At 62.5% G+C, this 16,772-nt stretch carries 28 protein-coding genes; 19 read left to right on the top strand and 9 right to left on the bottom strand.

Annotation, left to right across the window (positions count from 1 at the left end):
* Window positions 1-21: 21 nt before the first annotated feature.
* The 15 genes from AADV58_RS10310 (at window position 22) to AADV58_RS10380 (ending at window position 6,575) form a co-directional block, all read left to right on the top strand.
* Window positions 22-483 carry a hypothetical protein gene (locus tag AADV58_RS10310; protein WP_341743118.1) on the top strand — a complete coding sequence of 154 codons (462 nt, stop codon included), beginning with the start codon at window positions 22-24 and terminating at the stop codon, window positions 481-483.
* A complete protein-coding gene (locus tag AADV58_RS10315; protein ID WP_341743119.1) occupies window positions 480-737 on the top strand; it encodes a hypothetical protein in 258 nt (85 codons plus the stop codon). Before AADV58_RS10310 ends, AADV58_RS10315 begins: the two co-directional genes overlap by 4 nt.
* Window positions 734-913, top strand: coding sequence for a hypothetical protein (locus tag AADV58_RS10320; RefSeq protein WP_341743120.1), 180 nt, complete (start codon window positions 734-736; stop codon window positions 911-913). Before AADV58_RS10315 ends, AADV58_RS10320 begins: the two co-directional genes overlap by 4 nt.
* A 2-nt stretch (window positions 914-915) precedes the next feature.
* Window positions 916-1,308, top strand: coding sequence for a hypothetical protein (locus AADV58_RS10325; protein ID WP_341743121.1), 393 nt, complete (start codon window positions 916-918; stop codon window positions 1,306-1,308).
* Window positions 1,301-1,729 (top strand): hypothetical protein, encoded by a 429-nt coding sequence (locus tag AADV58_RS10330; RefSeq protein ID WP_341743122.1) that lies wholly within the window; start codon window positions 1,301-1,303, stop codon window positions 1,727-1,729. The genes AADV58_RS10325 and AADV58_RS10330 overlap by 8 nt, the downstream gene beginning before the upstream one ends.
* A complete protein-coding gene (locus AADV58_RS10335; protein ID WP_341743123.1) occupies window positions 1,726-1,998 on the top strand; it encodes a hypothetical protein in 273 nt (90 codons plus the stop codon). Before AADV58_RS10330 ends, AADV58_RS10335 begins: the two co-directional genes overlap by 4 nt.
* Window positions 1,995-2,261: a hypothetical protein gene (locus AADV58_RS10340; protein ID WP_341743124.1), complete on the top strand. Its 267-nt coding sequence runs from the start codon at window positions 1,995-1,997 to the stop codon at window positions 2,259-2,261. Before AADV58_RS10335 ends, AADV58_RS10340 begins: the two co-directional genes overlap by 4 nt.
* Window positions 2,258-2,602 carry a hypothetical protein gene (locus tag AADV58_RS10345; RefSeq protein ID WP_341743125.1) on the top strand — a complete coding sequence of 115 codons (345 nt, stop codon included), beginning with the start codon at window positions 2,258-2,260 and terminating at the stop codon, window positions 2,600-2,602. The genes AADV58_RS10340 and AADV58_RS10345 overlap by 4 nt, the downstream gene beginning before the upstream one ends.
* Window positions 2,602-2,847: a hypothetical protein gene (locus AADV58_RS10350; RefSeq protein WP_341743126.1), complete on the top strand. Its 246-nt coding sequence runs from the start codon at window positions 2,602-2,604 to the stop codon at window positions 2,845-2,847. The genes AADV58_RS10345 and AADV58_RS10350 overlap by 1 nt, the downstream gene beginning before the upstream one ends.
* Window positions 2,844-4,661: a DNA cytosine methyltransferase gene (locus tag AADV58_RS10355; protein ID WP_341743127.1), complete on the top strand. Its 1,818-nt coding sequence runs from the start codon at window positions 2,844-2,846 to the stop codon at window positions 4,659-4,661. Before AADV58_RS10350 ends, AADV58_RS10355 begins: the two co-directional genes overlap by 4 nt.
* A 268-nt stretch (window positions 4,662-4,929) precedes the next feature.
* Window positions 4,930-5,322 carry an ASCH domain-containing protein gene (locus AADV58_RS10360; protein WP_341743128.1) on the top strand — a complete coding sequence of 131 codons (393 nt, stop codon included), beginning with the start codon at window positions 4,930-4,932 and terminating at the stop codon, window positions 5,320-5,322.
* Window positions 5,319-5,672 carry a hypothetical protein gene (locus AADV58_RS10365; RefSeq protein ID WP_341743129.1) on the top strand — a complete coding sequence of 118 codons (354 nt, stop codon included), beginning with the start codon at window positions 5,319-5,321 and terminating at the stop codon, window positions 5,670-5,672. The genes AADV58_RS10360 and AADV58_RS10365 overlap by 4 nt, the downstream gene beginning before the upstream one ends.
* The gene (locus tag AADV58_RS10370) at window positions 5,669-6,118 is read left to right on the top strand and encodes a hypothetical protein (RefSeq protein ID WP_341743130.1); all 450 of its coding nucleotides are present in this window, start codon (window positions 5,669-5,671) and stop codon (window positions 6,116-6,118) included. Before AADV58_RS10365 ends, AADV58_RS10370 begins: the two co-directional genes overlap by 4 nt.
* The gene (locus AADV58_RS10375; RefSeq protein ID WP_341743131.1) at window positions 6,115-6,312 is read left to right on the top strand and encodes a hypothetical protein; all 198 of its coding nucleotides are present in this window, start codon (window positions 6,115-6,117) and stop codon (window positions 6,310-6,312) included. Before AADV58_RS10370 ends, AADV58_RS10375 begins: the two co-directional genes overlap by 4 nt.
* Window positions 6,309-6,575 carry a helix-turn-helix transcriptional regulator gene (locus AADV58_RS10380; RefSeq protein ID WP_341743132.1) on the top strand — a complete coding sequence of 89 codons (267 nt, stop codon included), beginning with the start codon at window positions 6,309-6,311 and terminating at the stop codon, window positions 6,573-6,575. The genes AADV58_RS10375 and AADV58_RS10380 overlap by 4 nt, the downstream gene beginning before the upstream one ends.
* Window positions 6,576-6,590: 15 nt before the next feature.
* Here AADV58_RS10380 and AADV58_RS10385 read toward each other — a convergent pair whose 3' ends face one another.
* From AADV58_RS10385 to guaB, 3 genes are all read right to left on the bottom strand, one after another.
* Complete coding sequence (locus AADV58_RS10385; RefSeq protein ID WP_341743133.1) at window positions 6,591-7,811, bottom strand: tyrosine-type recombinase/integrase; 1,221 nt, start codon at window positions 7,809-7,811, stop codon at window positions 6,591-6,593.
* Window positions 7,812-8,089: 278 nt separating this feature from the next.
* Complete coding sequence (guaA, locus tag AADV58_RS10390) at window positions 8,090-9,724, bottom strand: glutamine-hydrolyzing GMP synthase (RefSeq protein WP_281985816.1); 1,635 nt, start codon at window positions 9,722-9,724, stop codon at window positions 8,090-8,092.
* 60 nt (window positions 9,725-9,784) lie between these two features.
* Complete coding sequence (guaB, locus tag AADV58_RS10395; RefSeq protein ID WP_028995576.1) at window positions 9,785-11,248, bottom strand: IMP dehydrogenase; 1,464 nt, start codon at window positions 11,246-11,248, stop codon at window positions 9,785-9,787.
* Between the two features lie 67 nt (window positions 11,249-11,315).
* Here guaB and AADV58_RS10400 point away from each other — a divergent pair, with 67 nt between their 5' ends.
* Window positions 11,316-11,816, top strand: coding sequence for a DUF4124 domain-containing protein (locus tag AADV58_RS10400; RefSeq protein WP_341743134.1), 501 nt, complete (start codon window positions 11,316-11,318; stop codon window positions 11,814-11,816).
* Window positions 11,817-11,819: 3 nt separating this feature from the next.
* Here AADV58_RS10400 and AADV58_RS10405 read toward each other — a convergent pair whose 3' ends face one another.
* Together AADV58_RS10405 and AADV58_RS10410 are read right to left on the bottom strand one after the other, a co-directional pair.
* A complete protein-coding gene (locus AADV58_RS10405) occupies window positions 11,820-12,140 on the bottom strand; it encodes an RnfH family protein (RefSeq protein WP_028995575.1) in 321 nt (106 codons plus the stop codon).
* Entirely contained in the window at window positions 12,130-12,576 is a 447-nt protein-coding gene (locus AADV58_RS10410) for a type II toxin-antitoxin system RatA family toxin (RefSeq protein WP_028995574.1), read from the bottom strand. Before AADV58_RS10410 ends, AADV58_RS10405 begins: the two co-directional genes overlap by 11 nt.
* A gap of 60 nt (window positions 12,577-12,636) precedes the next feature.
* Here AADV58_RS10410 and smpB point away from each other — a divergent pair, with 60 nt between their 5' ends.
* From smpB to AADV58_RS10425, 3 genes are read left to right on the top strand one after another with little or no spacing between them, the layout of a single operon-like run.
* Window positions 12,637-13,086: an SsrA-binding protein SmpB gene (gene smpB / locus AADV58_RS10415; RefSeq protein WP_028995573.1), complete on the top strand. Its 450-nt coding sequence runs from the start codon at window positions 12,637-12,639 to the stop codon at window positions 13,084-13,086.
* Window position 13,087: 1 nt separating this feature from the next.
* On the top strand, window positions 13,088-13,708 hold the full coding sequence (locus tag AADV58_RS10420; RefSeq protein WP_211226425.1) for a trimeric intracellular cation channel family protein: 621 nt from the start codon (window positions 13,088-13,090) through the stop codon (window positions 13,706-13,708).
* 51 nt (window positions 13,709-13,759) lie between these two features.
* Window positions 13,760-14,383: a response regulator gene (locus tag AADV58_RS10425; protein WP_028995571.1), complete on the top strand. Its 624-nt coding sequence runs from the start codon at window positions 13,760-13,762 to the stop codon at window positions 14,381-14,383.
* Here AADV58_RS10425 and AADV58_RS10430 read toward each other — a convergent pair.
* The 4 genes from AADV58_RS10430 to tsaB all read right to left on the bottom strand — a co-directional run bounded on the left by AADV58_RS10430 (window position 14,376) and on the right by tsaB (window position 16,750).
* Window positions 14,376-14,777: an Hpt domain-containing protein gene (locus tag AADV58_RS10430; protein WP_028995570.1), complete on the bottom strand. Its 402-nt coding sequence runs from the start codon at window positions 14,775-14,777 to the stop codon at window positions 14,376-14,378. The genes AADV58_RS10425 and AADV58_RS10430 overlap by 8 nt on opposite strands.
* Window positions 14,778-14,871: 94 nt before the next feature.
* Window positions 14,872-15,603: a uracil-DNA glycosylase gene (locus AADV58_RS10435; RefSeq protein WP_028995569.1), complete on the bottom strand. Its 732-nt coding sequence runs from the start codon at window positions 15,601-15,603 to the stop codon at window positions 14,872-14,874.
* Complete coding sequence (gene rimI / locus AADV58_RS10440) at window positions 15,600-16,067, bottom strand: ribosomal protein S18-alanine N-acetyltransferase (protein WP_341743136.1); 468 nt, start codon at window positions 16,065-16,067, stop codon at window positions 15,600-15,602. The genes AADV58_RS10435 and rimI overlap by 4 nt, the downstream gene beginning before the upstream one ends.
* A complete protein-coding gene (tsaB, locus tag AADV58_RS10445) occupies window positions 16,064-16,750 on the bottom strand; it encodes a tRNA (adenosine(37)-N6)-threonylcarbamoyltransferase complex dimerization subunit type 1 TsaB (protein WP_341743137.1) in 687 nt (228 codons plus the stop codon). Before tsaB ends, rimI begins: the two co-directional genes overlap by 4 nt.
* Between the last annotated feature and the right edge of the window lie 22 nt (window positions 16,751-16,772).

Consider the following 16,772-nt stretch of genomic DNA (forward strand, 5'->3'; position numbering starts at 1 on the left):
AGCACCATCAAGGAGAGAACCATGGAACACCGCATCATCACCAGCAACAAGCTGCAGCGCCTGATCGCTGCTGCCGCCAACGTGCAAACCCTGATGGACGACGGCACCCTCGCCGCCGCCTTCGAGGCCCGCGACCCGGACTGCACCAACCAGGCCGTCACCGACTTCGACGCCCTCAACACCGCCCGCGCCATCGTCGCCGAGGAAATCAAGGCCGCCAGCCCGTTCCTGCGGTATCGGCGGGAGATCATGGCGGCGACGCCGGCAGGGATGGCACTGCGGTATCTGGTCATGTCGATGTACGGAAACAGCAACGTGCCGATTCGAGGCCTGTTCGAACACTTCGGCGAACACGATATCCGCGTCGCCCTGGAATGCCTGACCAGCTTCGCCGCCAACGGCGACCGCGACAGCCAGTTCATGAGCCTTGGGCTGGAACTGGCGCAATCCGACGACGACAGCGCGATCGAGGTGGCGGCATGAAACCGGGCTACACCATCACCATTTCCCCGCCCAAAGACCTCACCGGTATCACCGACACCTACCTGGTTTTTCTGTGGCATCTGTCGCAGAACAATCCTGCACCGTTTGGTGATCCGGAGGCCTGCCGCTTCGCAGAAAAAGTCGGCCGCGAAATCATCCGCCGTTTCATCGAGAACGTCGGTCCGGAATTGTGGGTCGTGCAGGGCGCGCATATCGGATCGCCAGCGGCAGTGCAGAAAGGCGGTGCCGCATGAAAGTCCGCGACCTTCTCGCCAAGCTGCTCACCGGCGAAATCCCCGGCAACGCCACGGTGTACGTCCAGGTCACCGACCCGGAAACCGGGCTACCCGTGCTCGCCGCCGTCACCGGCATCGCCCGTGCCGAATCCGAAACCTACGGCAGCGCCGCAATCATCGAACTGGAGGACTGACCATGCAGACCTTTCACAACTACCAGACGCAGTTCGTCGTCACCGCCCTCACCAACTTGGCGGAAGAACTCGATCTCGCTGAAAACCGATCATGGCACGCCATCGCCAGCGCCGCCGCCTGCCTTGAGCGGATCATGTACGGCGAACAGCCGGCGGATATCGCCGAGGTCGTCGACGGCCTCAAGGCGCTGAAACTCTGCGATCCGTTCCCACAACGCTGCGGCAAGTTCACCTTCCTGCTTGTCGATCTGGCCATCACCTTGCTTGAAGGCGTCCGCCTCGGCCTGATCGACATCCTGCCGAAGCTGCAGCGCCCGCCGCTGCCGCCCGTCTTTGTCGGCATCGACATGGGCACCGGTGACCGCACCGTCTACGGAGGGCGCCATCATGCGTAAGCGCTGCCGCCGCACCATCCGCCGACAGGCCGCACCGACCGTCGTGGCCTACTACCTCAACCCCGAGGTCAGCACCCAGGAGCGCATGGCGGTTGAGGCCATTCGATCCGGCTGGGCGCAAGTCGCCCACTTCGACATCCTTGCCGATTGCCGCGACATGCTGGCGCTCGCCGCAGCCGAAAAGGACGACAGCCAGACCCTCACCATCTGCGAACTCGGCCTCATAGCCCTGCAGAACATCAAGGACCGATTCATCGAGCGCAATCGCCTGGGTGCCACCGGCGACGAGCTGCAGGCGCTCTATGCCCTGGTCGACGTCTCCGAGGATTTCTGGAAGCGCCAGCCGGGTAGCCTGTTCATCGACGCCGAAGCGGCGCTGAGCAAGGCCAGGGCGGAATACCGCGAGAGGAAGGCAGCATGAAAACATTTGCCCTTCTATTCGCTTGGATTCCTGTTGGGCTGGCCTTCATGGCCGGCGGTGGTGACTTTGGGGGCTACATCATATGGACGCTCCTGCTGTTGTGCCTTGGCATCGAGGTATGCGCCGCTGCTTTCTGGGCGGCGAGCGAAGACAGTCTCTCCAGGATCAAGATCGACATGGTGGCGGCCTTGTCTCGCAGCGAGAATCTGGATGAACAGCATCAACGGGTTACTGCGCTTCGTCTTTTCATTGAGCGAGGTACAGCATGACCGCCCTCGCACTCTTCTTCGCCACCTACTTTCTGGTGCTATTCCTCGGCCTGCAGAGCCTGAACGTCAATGGCGGCCACAAGCTGCTGGCGGCGCTCACCAGCCTGGGCATCAGCGTGGCCAACATCACGGTCCTCAAGATCATGCCCGGCCCAACCGGCTGGGTAGAAATCGCCGCCTACTGCCTGGGCGGCCCGGCCGGGATTCTGACATCGATGGCGATCCATCCGTGGATGGCTCGCCGCTTCGGGAGAAAGCCATGAACCAAGCCATCTTCCCCGAGCGCCTGGCTGCCGCCTACGTCAAGCAGGCCGGCGAGAAATACCGGCCGAGCAACGGCACCGAAGGCCAATGCTTCTTCGCCGCCTGGTGCTTCCATTGCCAGCGCGACAAGGCCATGCGCGAAGGCGCGAATCTTGATGAGTGCGACGACAACGAGCGCTGCGACATCGTCGCCAACACCTTCGCCTATGACGTCGATGACGCCGAATACCCCACCGAATGGCAGTACGGAAAAGACGGCCAGCCATGCTGTACCGCCTTTGTCCCAGCCGGCGAGCAAATCCCGGCACCGCGCTGCACGAACACATTGGAGCTTTTCTGATGGACGAACTTGAAATCATCGAACTGGCTATCGCCGTTCTTGGCCTCCCCGCCGACTTCGACGACGAAGACGCGGTCGAGCGGAAAATCAACAACCGCTTCGACGTCGATCTGGAAACATTTGGCCGGATTGCTTCCGCCCTTCTTCCCTTCGCTATGACGGCACGCTCGCCGCTCACCGAAAAGGTCTATCAGGGCTTCGCACACAACGATTGCTGGCTGGCGAAAAAGGAGGTGAAGTCATGACCGCCCGCCAACCCATCTTCCGCAACCCTGACGACCAGCGCGAGATCCGCAGCTTCATGCTGTTCGGTGCCATCGGCGCCGGCGCCAAGGGCTTCATGCGCGGCAGCGCCCGGGTCGGCAACATGGTCGCCCGGCCGCGCTGCATCGGTTCGGTCGACGTCGATGCCGCCGCCAACCGCGACTTCAAGCGGCTGGTCGGCGTCGATGCCACGACGCTGGACATGTTCTCGCTCGAGCAGTACGCGGCCTTCCACGGCCACATGCCGCCGTCCGGCTGGCGCGAGGCGACGCCGGACGACATCCGCCGCGCCGCCGGCTACGAGTTCCCGCACATCGTCTTCTTGTCGGCGCCGTGCAAGGGCTTCTCCGGGCTGCTCAACGAGACGCGCAGCAAGACGGACAAGTACCAGGCACTGAACGGCCTGACCGAGCGCGGCGTGTTCCTGATGCTGGAGGCCTTCGCCGAGAACCTGCCGGAACTGATCGTCTTCGAGAACGTGCCGCGCATCGCCACCCGGGGCCGCTTCCTGCTCGATCGCATCGTCGCCCTGCTGCGCGCCTATGGCTACGCCGTCGCCGAGACGACGCACGACTGCGGCGAGCTGGGCGGCCTGGCTCAGAGCCGCAAGCGCTTCCTGCTCGTCGCCCGCCACATGGCCAAGGTGCCACCCTTCCTCTATGAGCCGGCCAAGAAGCGGCTGCAGGCGGTCGGCACGGTGCTGGACCGCATGCCCCTGCCCGGCGACCCGGCCGGCGGCCCGATGCACCGCGTGCCGAACCTGCAGTGGAAGACCTGGGTGCGCCTGGCCTTCGTCGAAGCCGGCAGCGACTGGCGCAGCTTGAACAAGCTGGCGGTCGAGGATGGCTATCTGCGGGATTACCTGATCGTGCCGGGCTACCACCACGGCTACCTCGGCGTGCAGCGCTGGGACGAGACGAGCGGCACGGTGCAGGGACGGTCGACGCCGAGCAACGGGGCTTTTTCGGTGGCCGATCCACGGGCACCAGCCGGCGCGCTGGAATACTCGCAGTACGGCGTGATGCGAATGGAAGACACGGCCGGCGCCGTCATCAACGTCAAGTCGCCCGGGCAAGGCACGTTCAGCGTCGCCGATCCGCGCCACCAGGGGCCGGCGAAGCACAGCAACGAATTCCGCATCGTGCCCTTCGACCGCGCCGCGATGGCGGTCACCAGCGCCCACGGCAGCGGCCAGTGCGTGGCTGATCCGCGCGGCTCCGCAAATCCTGCTGAACTGCACGGCAAGTACAAGGTCGAGCGCTGGGGTGAGTATTCCCGCACGGTCATTGCCGGCAACGCCAATGGCGCCTACGCCGTCGCCGACCCTCGCACGGCCGGCATCCCGCAGGCCGGCGACCACTACCAGACCGGCGGACACTACGGCGTCCGTCGCTGGGAAGACACCAGCGGCGCCGTCGCCTCGGCCGCGTGCCACGACAACGGCTACTGGTCCGTTGCCGACCACCGCATGCCGGCCGCGACCGACAAGGTCGTCGCCGTCATCCGCGCCCTCGATGGCACCTGGCACCGCCCATTCACCACGCTGGAACTCGCCGCCCTGCAATCCATCATCGAACCCGAGGAATACCTCGAACTGGACGGCCTCAACGACAGCGACTGGCGCGAACGCATCGGCAACGCCGTCCCGCCGGCCGCCGCCGAGGCCATCGCCTCGCAGATGTACCAGACCCTGCTGCTGGCCTGGTCGGGCGAAACCTTCCTGCTGTCGTCGACGCCCATCTGGGTTCAGCCGGTAGCGGTGGCGCTTTCTGTTGCTCAGGGAGGTGTGGCGTGAGCACCTCAATCCTGCGTCATGCAATCGCCGAGGCCGTGGGATTGGCCGGCGGAAACCTGTGCGCTGCTGGCCACGACTGGGTCTCTGACGGTGGTCGAGCCTGCCCAAAAGACGGCATCGGAAGGAACCATCTTGGCCCGACGGGCGGATGCAGCCAAACGGTCTATCGCTGCTCTCGCTGCGGTGAGTACGACTTTGGCGACAAAGGAGGCCCGGCATACGACGAGTGCTTCTACCACTGTAACTTTCATCCTGTCGGAGGTGCTGAATGAGCCCCGCCATCTCAATCCGCCAGCCTTGGGCCTGGCTGATCCTCAACGCCGGCAAAGACATCGAAAACCGTGACTGGCCGACCCACTTCCGTGGGCGCGTCCTGATCCACGCTTCGAAGACATGCACCAAGGCGGAATACGAAGATGCCATGGATTTCATGACAGATCGCCAGATCCTCCAGGGCATCGGGATGAACATCCCATCGATCAAAGGAATGGATCGCGGCGGGATAGTCGGTTCGGTCGAGATTGTCGATTGCGTCACGAAGTCAGACTCGCCATGGTTCATGGGGCAATACGGCTTCGTCCTCCGCAACCTGAAGCCCATGCCGTTCATCCCATGGAAAGGCCGGCTTGGCTTCTTCAATGTGCCGGAGATCAAGCCATGACCGCCAAAAAGCTCCCCAAGTGCGACTGCCTGAACTGGTGCGGCGACGATCCATGGCTCGCCACGGGCAAGGCCGCTCACTGCGATGATTTCAAGGCAAAGGCAAAGGCTGCGGCCCTGTTCGAGTCGATTGCATGGAAGCTTCCTGAAGATTCCATGCCTGCCGACAACGTCGTCGTTCTAGGCTTCTTCGACGAACAGAACGAAGGCGAACCGGTATGGCCGTGCTTGCGTTTCGACGGCCGCTGGCTGATCGCCGACGGTATGCCGTCCGATCCGCCGAAGGCCTGGGCGGCGATGCCGGTAGGACCGAGGAATACGCCGTGGATGAAAGTCCGGAGAGAGGCATGAGATTCCGTCGCCGCCAGCCATTCGAAGGCCTGACGCTTTCCCACAGGAAGGCGCTGGCCTTTGAGCGAAAGAAGAAGCGCGAGCAGGATCGCTTCCCCCTGTTCGCCGAAGAAATCGCAGCCAACCAGTCGTCCTGGGATCAGGAACAGGCAAGACGGGAACAGATGTCCAGGCGCATCGAGCAGGAATGGCGCGACCGTATCGCCGGATGGTGGCGCAAGGGGCGGCGGATGTACTTCGCCGAGCCGCTCGATACGCGGAAGAAGATCATGTCCGCCTGGCGTGAATGGACAGGGCCAGCGGACGCGACCTACTTCATCTACATTGTCGAGCTGCACAACGGAACGCTAGCGGCCAGATCATCGGCCATGAACGCAGAGCATCAAGCCGCACGTGAACGAATCGTGGCAAGTCGCACCCGACAGCTACGGCTTGAAGCCGCATGAACCACAAAACCCTGATCCGGCACCTGACCTACTACGCCGATCTCATGATCAATGATCTGCCCGAAAAGGACGCCCGCAGTTACCTGCGCGGCTGCATTCCCGTCTGGAAGGAACACTACGGCGACGACGTCGCCAGGGAAATGGGCCAGATCATCCGACAACGCTTTGACTCGAAAATCAAGAACGCGCCATGAAAAGAGCCATCCGCCGCGAAGAACTCCGCGAAATCGTCCCGCTGGCTGACAGCACGATCTACGAACTGGAAAAGAAGGGTGACTTCCCTGCCCGCTTTTACCTGACCCCGCGCACAGTGGCCTGGGATCTCGACGAGGTCCAGGACTGGCTGGCCAAGCGCAAGGCGGCCGGCGCCGAGCTGCAGGGCGACGAACACAAGCCGGACGTCCGGCAGCGCAAGGCCCGCCCGGTGAAGCAAGCCTTGCACGTGGTCAATGGCTGACCATCACCCCATCGGTCAGGCGGCCCGACCGATGGGGATCACCTTGGCACCGGCAATGAAGCCATCGACCATGTCGGCCCAGTCCTGCAGCATCGCACGGCGCTGATCGGCGTATTCCGCCTTGTTGTAGACCGACCGCACGCCCCGCTGCTCATGCGCGAGGCACTTCTCGATCCAGTCGCTGTTGTACCCGGCCTCATGCAGGATCGTTGAGGCCGTCCGGCGCAGGTCGTGCACCGTGAAGTTTTCGAGCGGCAACTTCTCGGCGCTGGACAGCCGCACAGCCGATGCCGTAACCCCGTTGAGCGTGGCCCGGGATATCGGCTTTTCCGAGTCGTAACGCGACGGCAGCAGATACGGCGACTCCCCTGCGCAGACCTTCAACGCAAGCATGATGTCCAGAGCCTGCTGCGACAGATAGACGACGTGCGGACGCCGAGCCTTCATCCGCGCCTTCGGTATCGTCCAGGTCGCGGCGACAAAGTCGATCTCCGACCAGGTCGCGTCGATCAACTCCCCCTTCCTCACCATCGTCAGCAGCACCAGCTTGAGCGCCAGGCGCAGCGTCGGCATCGTCGATACACGTTCGATCAGCCGAAAGGCGATCCCGATCTCGGTCGGCGACAGCGACCGTTCCCGCGGCCGGAAGCTGGCGATCGACGAAGGCCGGATCTCGCCGGCCGGATTGGCGAACTTGGCCCCGCGCTCAATCGACCACAGAAAGGCCAGGCTCATCACCTCCCGGACGAACACCGCAGTGGATGGCGCGCCGCGCGCCACGATCTTGTCGCACAGGGTCCGGATGTCATCGGCCGTGACTTCCTGAGGCAGCATCCGCCCAAAGGCCGGCACGATATCGCGCTCGATCACGCTCTGCCGCATGTTCCTGGTGCTGTCGGCCATCGGCGCCTTGTCGATCCAGTCGCGGCAAACCTGCTCAACCGTCCGCTGCTCTCGCATTTCCGACTTTGCCCGCTTCTTCTCGCTTGCGGGGGACTTGCCCTCGCCGACCAGCTTCCGCGCCGCCAGGAGGCGCTCCCTGGCCTCGCCAAGGGTAAGCCCACCAGGACCATACTGACCAATCACCAGCGTCTCGCGGCGGCCGTTCAGGCGGTAGTCGTACCGGAACGAAATGGCGCCACTGGCCAGCACCACCGCGTACATCCCATCACGGTCGGCCACCTTGTAAGCCTTCTCCATCGGCTTGAGGTTTCTCAACTTCACGTCAGTCAGCAATTTGGCTCTCCTTTTCCAAATACCGTCACACCAAAAAACCCGGCAAACCCTTGTGACACAAGGACCGAGGCAAAAAAAATACCGTCAGCCCATCATGAGGCGTGACGGTATCGACAAAAACAGTTCGGCCAGGCCGCGACAGATACCGACAACGGTACCGTCAAGATTCGCGGATGCAGGCGATAACAACCGATAGTGCACAAAAGAAAACCCCCAGCATCTGCCGGGGGTTTCGGGGGTTTTCCGATGGCGACCGATAGTCGCCGGAAGCTTTGGGATCATTCCCACTCGATCGTCGCCGGCGGTTTGCCGGAGACGTCGTACACCACCCGGTTCAAACCGCGCACTTCATTGATGATCCGGTTGGAGACACGGCCGAGCAGTTCGTACGGCAGATGCGCCCAGTGGGCGGTCATGAAGTCGCTGGTGACGACGGCGCGCAGCGCGACGACGTTCTCGTAGGTGCGGCCGTCGCCCATCACGCCAACGCTCTTGACCGGCAGGAAAACGGCGAAGGCCTGGCTGGTCAGGTCGTACCAGGTCTTGCCGACATCGGCTTCAGTGCAGGCACCGGCTGCGACATCGCGTTCGGTGGCAACGGTGGCGCGCAGTTCATCGATGAAGATGGCGTCGGCGCGTTGCAGCAGATTGGCCGCTTTCAGCGTGACTTCGCCGAGGATGCGCACGCCCAGGCCGGGGCCGGGGAACGGATGACGATAGACCATTTCGCGCGGCAGGCCGAGCGCCACGCCGAGTTCGCGGACTTCGTCCTTGAACAGTTCGCGCAACGGTTCGAGCAGCTTGAGGTGCATGTCTTCCGGCAGGCCGCCGACGTTGTGGTGGCTCTTGATGGTGTGGGCGCCCTTCTTGCCCTTGCCGGCCGATTCGATCACGTCCGGGTAGATCGTGCCCTGAGCCAGCCACTTGGCCGACACCAGCTTCTTCGATTCGGCCTGGAAGACTTCGACAAATTCCTTGCCGATGATCTTGCGCTTCTGTTCCGGGTCGGAAACGCCGGCCAGCTTGCCCATGAAGTCGTCGACCGCATCGACGCGGATAACCTTGACGCCAAGGTTACGCGCGAACATGTCCATGACCATGTCACCTTCGTTCAGGCGCAAGAGCCCGTGATCGACGAAGACGCAGGTCAGCTGGTCGCCGATGGCGCGGTGAATGAGCGCCGCCGCTACCGAGGAATCGACGCCGCCGGAGAGACCGAGGATGACGTCGTCGCTGCCAACCTGAGCGCGGATCGCCTCGACGGCTTCAGCGATATAGTCGCCCATCACCCAGTCGGTACCACAGCCGCAGATGCCATGCACGAAGCGCTCGAGGATGGCCCGGCCTTGCAGCGTGTGGGTGACTTCCGGGTGGAACTGGACGGCGTAGAAACCGCGGTTCTCGTCGGCCATCGCCGCAATCGGGCAAGACGGCGTGGACGCCATGGTCTTGAAGCCGGGCGGCAGTTCCATCACCGAATCGCCGTGGCTCATCCACACCTTGAGCATGCCGTGGCCTTCGGCCGTGGTGAAATCGGCGATGTCCTTCAGCAGTGCCGTGTGTCCGTGCGCACGGACTTCCGAGTAGCCAAATTCGCGCGCCTTGCCGGCGGCTTCGGCGGTCATCACCTGGCCGCCCAGTTGCTGCGCCATGGTCTGCATGCCGTAGCAAATGCCGAGCACCGGGATGCCCAGTTCGAAAACGATCTTCGGCGCCCGTGGCGTATCGCCCTCGGTGACCGAACTCGGGCCGCCCGAAAGGATGATGCCTTTGGCGCCGTAGTTGCGGATGAACTCGTCGGAAACGTCGTAGGGATGGATCTCGCAGAAGACCTTGGCTTCGCGCACGCGGCGGGCGATCAGCTGGGTGACCTGGGAACCGAAATCGAGGATGAGGATTTTCTGGTGGGACATGTTCACAACCTTGAATGAAAAAGGCGGCTGAATTAGCCGCCCTTCTGGACACTGGAACGATCAGTCGAGGTGATAGTTCGGCGCTTCCTTGGTGATCTGCACGTCGTGCACGTGCGATTCGCGGATGCCGGCCGAGGTGATCTCGACGAAACAGGCCTTCTCGTGCATGTCGGCGATGGTCGGCGTGCCCAGGTAGCCCATCGAAGAGCGCAGACCGCCCATCAACTGGTGGATCACGGCGAGCACCGAGCCCTTGTACGGGACGCGGCCCTCGATCCCTTCCGGGACGAACTTGTCGACGTTGGCGGTGGCTTCCTGGAAATAGCGGTCACTGGAACCGGCCTGCATCGCGCCGAGCGAACCCATGCCGCGGTAGGACTTGTACGAGCGGCCCTGGAACAGCTCGACCTCGCCCGGGGCTTCCTCGGTGCCGGCGAACAGGCCGCCGAGCATGACGGTATCGGCACCGGCGGCGATCGCCTTGGCGATGTCGCCGGAGTAGCGGATGCCGCCGTCAGCGATCATCGGTACGCCAGTACCCTTGAGCGCTTCGGAAACGTTCTGGATGGCGGTGATCTGCGGCACGCCGACACCGGCGACGATGCGCGTGGTACAGATCGAGCCGGGACCGATGCCGACCTTGACGCCGTCGGCGCCGGCATCGACCAGCGCCAGGGCCGCGTCGGCGGTGGCAATGTTGCCGCCAATGACCTGGATCTGCGGGTAGTTTTTCTTGACCCACTTGACGCGATCAAGCACGCCCTGCGAGTGACCGTGGGCGGTATCGACGACCACCACATCGACGCCGGCTTCAGCCAGCAGCTCGACGCGCTCTTCCGTCCCGGCACCGACGCCGACCGCAGCACCGGCACGCAGACGACCGCTGGCATCCTTGTTGGCAAGCGGGTGTTCGGTGGACTTGAGGATGTCCTTGACGGTGATCAGGCCGCGCAGTTCAAAGGCATCATTGACCACCAGCACGCGCTCGAGGCGGTGCGTGCGGATCAGTTCCTTGGCTTCCTCGACGCCTGCGTCCTCGCCGACCGTGACCAGGCGCTTGCGCGGCGTCATGATCGACTTCACCGGCTGGTCGAGATTGGTCTCGAAACGCAGGTCGCGGTTGGTGACGATGCCGACCACCTTGCCCGACTTGTCGAGTACCGGCAGACCGGAAATCTTGTGCTGGCGGGTGATTTCGAGCACGTCACGCACCGTCATGTTCGGTGTCACGGTAATCGGGTCGCGCAGGATGCCCGACTCGAAACGCTTGACCTTGGCCACTTCAGCGGCCTGGGCGCGGGACGAGAGATTCTTGTGAATGATGCCGATGCCGCCTTCCTGGGCCATGGCGATGGCCAGCCGGCCTTCAGTCACGGTATCCATGGCAGCCGACAGCAGCGGCAGGTTCAGGGTGATGTCGCGGGTCAGGCGCGTGGCGAGGCTGACATCGCGGGGGAGAACTTGAGAATGCGCGGGGACGAGCAGGACGTCGTCGAAAGTCAGGGCTTTTTGCAGAAGTCGCATGGCCTTTAATCCAAGGTCACAAAATCGTATTATACAGAAATCCTCTGCAAACCCCGATGACCGGACCATGAAGAAATCGCTGATTGTTGCCCTGGCACTGGCTTCGAGTGTCAGCCTGATGACCGCACAAGCCCAGACTTACCAGTGGAAGGACGCCAGCGGCAAGACGGTGATATCCGACACGCCGCCACCAGCGAGTGCGCGCGGCACCCGCTCGCTTGGCGTACGTCAACCGAATGCAGTAACCGGTACGGCAGAACCTGAAAAGGCAAACGGTCCGGAAACACCGGCCCAGACGGCCCCGCAATCAGCCGCAGAGCAAGAGATCGAGTTTCGCAAGCGCCAGCAAGAGGCCAGGGAGAAAGCCGAAAAAGCCGAGAAAGAAGCTGCTGCGCTCAAGGAAAAACGAGATACCTGCGAGCGGGCACGCAACAACTACCGCATGCTGCAATCGGATACGCCGGTCAGTCAGGCCGCCAAAGATGGCAGCGTTTCGGTCATGAGCCCGACCCAACGCCGCCAGGAGCTGGAACGCACCCGCCGCATCATGCAGGACGCCTGCAAGTAAATCTCAGGCGTCGGCGTCGCCGGCACCCTTTTTCATGACTTTGCCTTCGGCTGCCCGCTGCTTGCGCACCTCCTTGGGGTCGGCGATCAACGGGCGATAGATTTCCACACGATCGAAGTCACGCAAGGCCGCGTCGAGTTTGGACAACTTGTTCCAGATGCCGAACTTGTTCTTCGCCAGATCGATTTCCGGATACTTCTCCAGCAGACCGGATGCCGCCACCGCCTGCTGCAGTGCACTGCCGGCGGGCAGGCGCAAACGGACAACCTCCTGCTTGCTGGGCAGCGGGTAACAGACTTCAACGTTGATCATTTCATCCGCCATGCTTGGCTCCATAGACCTGCGCGGCGCGGCGCACGAAGGCATCGACAAAGGTGTTGGCAATATGGCTGAACACCGGACCGATGATCTTCTCGAACAATTTGCTGGAAAACTCGTAATGCAGCCTGAACTCGATCTTGCAGGCATTTTCAGCCAAAGGGCGGAAATGCCAGGCCCCTTCTAGATGTCGGAACGGACCATCGACCAGACGGATTTTCATCAGGGTCGGGAATTCCTTGTCGTTCTCGGTGGTGAAACTCGACTTCACTGCGTGGTAATTGATGTGCAGCGTCGCCACGGTTTTCGTGTCGTCGCGCAATTTGAGCTCGGTGCGACTGCACCACGGCAGAAAAGCCGGATAGTCCTCGCAACGATCCACCAACTCAAACATCTGCTGCGCAGAATGTTCGATCAAGACTGTTTTTTCGACCAGGGCCATGCGGCGGCAGCGTTCCTGTAATCCTGTAGAATCGCGGATTTTAATGGATCGCGTGGCGGCATGAGCATTACGGTCAACAAAAAAGCCTTTCACGATTACTTCGTTGAAGAGAAGTATGAGGCGGGCATGGTCCTTGAGGGTTGGGAAGTCAAGGCGATTCGTGCTGGCCGCATGAACATCAAGGAATCCTACGTCATCATCCGCCATGGCGAGTTGTTCCTGATCGGCATGCACATCAGCCCGCTGTCGACGGCATCGACCCACAACCACCACGACCCGGTACGTACCCGGAAGTTGCTGCTGCACGCGCGCGAGATCGGCAAGCTGATCGGCAAGGTCGAGCGTGCCGGCTACGCGCTGGTCCCGCTCGACCTGCATTTCGTGCGCGGCCGGATCAAGCTCGAAATCGGCCTGGCCAAGGGCAAGAAGCAATACGACAAACGCGCCGACCAGCAGGAAAAGGAAGGCAAGCGTGAAGCTCAGCGGGCAATGAAGGAAAAGCTGCGCTGACATGAGCATGGACGCCCTGCTCTACTGGGTCGGCATGTCCGCCGTGGCAGTCAACGCGCTGACCGGGGTGCTCGACGCCAGCCGCAAGCAGATGGACCTGATTGGCGCATTGCTGGTTGCCGTGGCTACGGCGCTGGGCGGCGGCACGGTCCGCGACCTGCTGCTCGATCGCAACGTTTTCTGGGTTGCCGACCAGGCCTATCTGATGGCTGCCCTGGCCACCGGCATGATCGCTTTTTTCGTGGTCCGCCGCGTCAACGTGCCGCACCAGTTGTTCCAGATTCCCGACGCCATCGGACTGGCCTTGTTCACGATCATCGGCACCCAGATTGCGTTGCAATGGCACGTACCCTGGCTGGCCGCCAGCCTGATGGGCGTGATCACCGGCGTGGTCGGCGGCGTGCTCCGCGACATCCTGTGCAATGACGTCCCCAGCATTTTCCTCAAAGGGGAACTGTATGCAACGGCAGCCTGGGTTGGCGCACTTTCGCTGATTGCCATGCAGGAACTCGGACTGCCGGCGGTCAATGCAGCCTGGGCGGCGATGGGCATCGTCTTTCTGCTACGCCTGCTCTCCCTGCGCTTGGGCATAACCATGCCGGTGCTTGGCGCCCCAAGGTAAAACCCCAGTGGCTGGCACAAGGCGTCGGTTTTGGCATATGCTGTCCGCACGATGAATACCGTGCGAATAGTTTTAGTAGACGACCACTTGCTGGTCCGCGCAGGCATTCGGGCATTGCTCGAATCGCTCCCCGGCTATCAGGTGATTGCCGAATGCGCCGATGGCCGGCAGGCCGTAGACGACATCGAACGCACCCGCCCTGACGTCGTGCTGCTGGACATCGCAATGCCAGGCCTTTCGGGCATTGAAGTGGCTCGCCTGGTTCGCCGCAGCAATTCGGATGTGCGCATCCTGATCCTGTCGAGCATCGATCGGCGGGAGATTGTCGACCAGGCTTTCGAGGCTGGCGCGAACGGCTATCTGCTCAAGGATTTCATTCTCGACGAGTTGCAACAGGCTTTGCTGGCAGTGATGGAGCAACGCCCCTTCCTGTCGTCAAAAATCAACGAGCGAGCCGTTACCGATCCGGGTTCGCCTTGCGAAGGACTCACCCCGCGCCAGACCGAGATCCTGCGTCTGGTCGCCAACGGGCACACCACCAAGGAAATTGCCCGCGATCTCGGCATCAGCCCGAAGACCGTCGAATTTCATCGGGCGAGGCTGATGCAGCGGATCGGCGTCCACGATGTGACCGGACTGACTCGTTTCGCCGTTCAGAACGACCTGCTCAACTAAGGTCGGAAACCGGACTTTCTTCCTGATAGCGCTTCAGCTCATCGTGTACATCGGTGAGCGCGTTGCGCAGCGCAGCACTGCGCGCCAGCCAGTTGATACCTGTCCCATCCTGGCGGTGACAATGCAGGACGTATTCAAGCTCGCGCGCCAGCGCTACGGCACGGTGCGCCGAAAAAAGTACACAGCTGCCGCGGATGTCGTGAACGACATCCTGCATCGCGGAAATATCGTTATCCATTGCCGCTTGTTCAAGCCGGGCAACCAGTTGCGGATGATTTTCAAGGAATAGCTGAACCAAGCGATTGGCAGCTGCCCGATTACGACCAAGATTGACCAACAGGTAATCGAGATTGCAGATTGGCCCGCCGTTGTTTGCGTCGATGGAATTCGACATGGACGAACACCTTCTTCTTCTTTGTGTTGTTCGTCATAGCTTAAAAACAAAGGCATGCCGGGGGAACCGGGTATTACCCTAGGGGCTGTTAATTTTATTGATTTACCCGGTTCAGAAGGCGGCGGGCAAACAGCAGATCTTCCCAGGCCTTGGCCTTGTCCGGCAGATTGCGCAGCAGGTAAGCCGGGTGGTAGGTCACCGCCACAGGGATGCCCTTGTAGTCGAAAGTCTGGCCGCGCATGGCGCCGAGCGCCCGGTCATCGCCCAGCACCGAATGTACGGCCGCCTTGCCGAGCAGCACGATCACCCGCGGTTTGAGCAACTCGATCTGGCGTTCCAGCCAGGGACGGCAGGCTGCCATTTCGGCGGCCTCCGGCGTGCGGTTGTTGGGCGGCCGGCACTTCACGGCATTGGCGATATACACCTTTTCACCGCGAGCCAGATCGATCGCCGCCAGCATGGCATCAAGCAGCTTGCCGGCTTGCCCGACGAAGGGTTCTCCACGCATGTCCTCTTCCGCACCCGGCCCCTCGCCGATGAACAGCCAGTCTGGATTGCGGTCTCCCACCCCGGGAACTACCTGCTTGCGTTGCTGACACAGGCCGCAGTTGCGGCATTCGCGGATCGCCGCGTCCAATGCCGGCCAGTCCATCGTCTCGGTGGCGGCGGTTGATGGCAATGCCTGCTCCGGGGCTTGCTCCACGGCCGGTGCTTCTGCCGCGACCACCGGTAGCGGCTCGGGCGCCGATGCCGGCAGCGCATCCCGCAGCACCCACAGGGGCGAGATGCCCATTTCGACCAGCATCTGTTCCCGGCTCAGGCTCATGCCAGCTCCTTTTCGAAAACCAGCGCATCCTCGCGACCGATGGTGGCCGGATAATATTCCCGACGAACCCCCAGCTGCTGGAAGCCAAAATGGCGATAGAGTTCGACCGCGCGTGCGTTGCTCGGCCTGACTTCAAGGAACATCCGATGCGTACCGGCCATGCGGGCGGCGTCCATGGCATTGCGCAGCAAACGCGCACCGTAGCCCTGCCCCTGATATTTCCCGGCGACGCCGATGTTCAGCAGATGCGCTTCGTCGAGCACGCGCATCACCACCGAAAACCCGATCAGTTCGCCGCCCAGACGCGCCACCCAGGCGCTGTAGCCGGCATGCAGGGAATCGGCAAAATTACCCCGGGTCCAGGGAAAAACCTGTAACGAGGCTTCCAGCGCAGCCACTGCGTCGAGATCGGACTCGGCCATCGGAAAATACTCGACAGTCAGCAAGGGTAGCGGGTGATTCACGCGCGCCCGCCTTCGCTCAAACGTTCGCTGATCGTCTTGGCCACCTTGTCGCGAATGTACAGTGGCGCCGCCAGCGCCGGATCGATGCCCTCGCCGGCCGCAAATTTCAATGCGCCCAGACGGGCCAGCCACGTAGCCTCGGGCAGGATGGCCGGCATCAAGACCCGTCCGGCAGTGCCCAGGCGCTCAGCCAGCGCCGGATAGGCCGTCAGCGCATTGCCGCAGGCCAGCCAGTCGGCGGATGGCAGATCGACATTGTCCGGTGCCGTTACCCGGATCTCGCCTTGCAGAACCATGGCGTCGCCCTGGCGCTGATAGCTGGCGCTGTAAACTTCGCCCATGCGGGCATCGAGCAATGAAAGCACCCGAGCCGCACCCGTGGCAGCAGCCATGGCCTCCAGACTGACCACCGGCAACAGCGGCAAGTCGGCGGCGACTGCCAGTCCCTGAGCGGCACCGCAGGCCACGCGCAAGCCGGTAAAGGCGCCGGGGCCGGTATCGAAAGCAATCGCGTCGAGCTGGCCGATCGCCATACCGCTTTCGGCCAGCAATTCGCGCACCAGCGGCAACAGCGTTTCCGAATGCGAGCGTCCGGGCGGACAAATGCGTTCGATCACCGCGCCGTCGTGCCACAAGGCGCAGGAGCCGGATTCGGTGGAGGTTTCCAGGGCGAGTATCTGCATGGGGCGACATTCTACCGGAGAG

The sequence above is a fragment of the Azonexus hydrophilus genome (genome assembly GCF_038368255.1).
Classification (GTDB): domain Bacteria; phylum Pseudomonadota; class Gammaproteobacteria; order Burkholderiales; family Rhodocyclaceae; genus Azonexus; species Azonexus hydrophilus.

Excerpts from the sequence above, each read along its gene's own strand:
- AADV58_RS10365 (WP_341743129.1), top strand. The coding sequence starts at position 5,319 with ATGACCGCCAAAAAGCTCCCCAAGTGCGACTGCCTGAACTGGTGCGGC.
- AADV58_RS10310 (WP_341743118.1), top strand. The coding sequence starts at position 22 with ATGGAACACCGCATCATCACCAGCAACAAGCTGCAGCGCCTGATCGCT.
- guaB (WP_028995576.1), bottom strand. The coding sequence starts at position 11,248 with ATGCGACTTCTGCAAAAAGCCCTGACTTTCGACGACGTCCTGCTCGTC.
- smpB (WP_028995573.1), top strand. The coding sequence starts at position 12,637 with ATGAGCATTACGGTCAACAAAAAAGCCTTTCACGATTACTTCGTTGAA.
- AADV58_RS10320 (WP_341743120.1), top strand. The coding sequence starts at position 734 with ATGAAAGTCCGCGACCTTCTCGCCAAGCTGCTCACCGGCGAAATCCCC.
- AADV58_RS10335 (WP_341743123.1), top strand. The coding sequence starts at position 1,726 with ATGAAAACATTTGCCCTTCTATTCGCTTGGATTCCTGTTGGGCTGGCC.
- AADV58_RS10410 (WP_028995574.1), bottom strand. The coding sequence starts at position 12,576 with ATGGCCCTGGTCGAAAAAACAGTCTTGATCGAACATTCTGCGCAGCAG.
- AADV58_RS10420 (WP_211226425.1), top strand. The coding sequence starts at position 13,088 with ATGAGCATGGACGCCCTGCTCTACTGGGTCGGCATGTCCGCCGTGGCA.
- AADV58_RS10340 (WP_341743124.1), top strand. The coding sequence starts at position 1,995 with ATGACCGCCCTCGCACTCTTCTTCGCCACCTACTTTCTGGTGCTATTC.
- AADV58_RS10360 (WP_341743128.1), top strand. The coding sequence starts at position 4,930 with ATGAGCCCCGCCATCTCAATCCGCCAGCCTTGGGCCTGGCTGATCCTC.
- AADV58_RS10435 (WP_028995569.1), bottom strand. The coding sequence starts at position 15,603 with ATGAGCCTGAGCCGGGAACAGATGCTGGTCGAAATGGGCATCTCGCCC.
- AADV58_RS10350 (WP_341743126.1), top strand. The coding sequence starts at position 2,602 with ATGGACGAACTTGAAATCATCGAACTGGCTATCGCCGTTCTTGGCCTC.
- AADV58_RS10400 (WP_341743134.1), top strand. The coding sequence starts at position 11,316 with ATGAAGAAATCGCTGATTGTTGCCCTGGCACTGGCTTCGAGTGTCAGC.
- AADV58_RS10370 (WP_341743130.1), top strand. The coding sequence starts at position 5,669 with ATGAGATTCCGTCGCCGCCAGCCATTCGAAGGCCTGACGCTTTCCCAC.
- tsaB (WP_341743137.1), bottom strand. The coding sequence starts at position 16,750 with ATGCAGATACTCGCCCTGGAAACCTCCACCGAATCCGGCTCCTGCGCC.
- AADV58_RS10355 (WP_341743127.1), top strand. The coding sequence starts at position 2,844 with ATGACCGCCCGCCAACCCATCTTCCGCAACCCTGACGACCAGCGCGAG.
- guaA (WP_281985816.1), bottom strand. The coding sequence starts at position 9,724 with ATGTCCCACCAGAAAATCCTCATCCTCGATTTCGGTTCCCAGGTCACC.
- AADV58_RS10315 (WP_341743119.1), top strand. The coding sequence starts at position 480 with ATGAAACCGGGCTACACCATCACCATTTCCCCGCCCAAAGACCTCACC.
- AADV58_RS10405 (WP_028995575.1), bottom strand. The coding sequence starts at position 12,140 with ATGGCGGATGAAATGATCAACGTTGAAGTCTGTTACCCGCTGCCCAGC.
- AADV58_RS10430 (WP_028995570.1), bottom strand. The coding sequence starts at position 14,777 with ATGTCGAATTCCATCGACGCAAACAACGGCGGGCCAATCTGCAATCTC.
- AADV58_RS10330 (WP_341743122.1), top strand. The coding sequence starts at position 1,301 with ATGCGTAAGCGCTGCCGCCGCACCATCCGCCGACAGGCCGCACCGACC.
- AADV58_RS10425 (WP_028995571.1), top strand. The coding sequence starts at position 13,760 with ATGAATACCGTGCGAATAGTTTTAGTAGACGACCACTTGCTGGTCCGC.
- AADV58_RS10345 (WP_341743125.1), top strand. The coding sequence starts at position 2,258 with ATGAACCAAGCCATCTTCCCCGAGCGCCTGGCTGCCGCCTACGTCAAG.
- AADV58_RS10375 (WP_341743131.1), top strand. The coding sequence starts at position 6,115 with ATGAACCACAAAACCCTGATCCGGCACCTGACCTACTACGCCGATCTC.
- AADV58_RS10380 (WP_341743132.1), top strand. The coding sequence starts at position 6,309 with ATGAAAAGAGCCATCCGCCGCGAAGAACTCCGCGAAATCGTCCCGCTG.
- AADV58_RS10325 (WP_341743121.1), top strand. The coding sequence starts at position 916 with ATGCAGACCTTTCACAACTACCAGACGCAGTTCGTCGTCACCGCCCTC.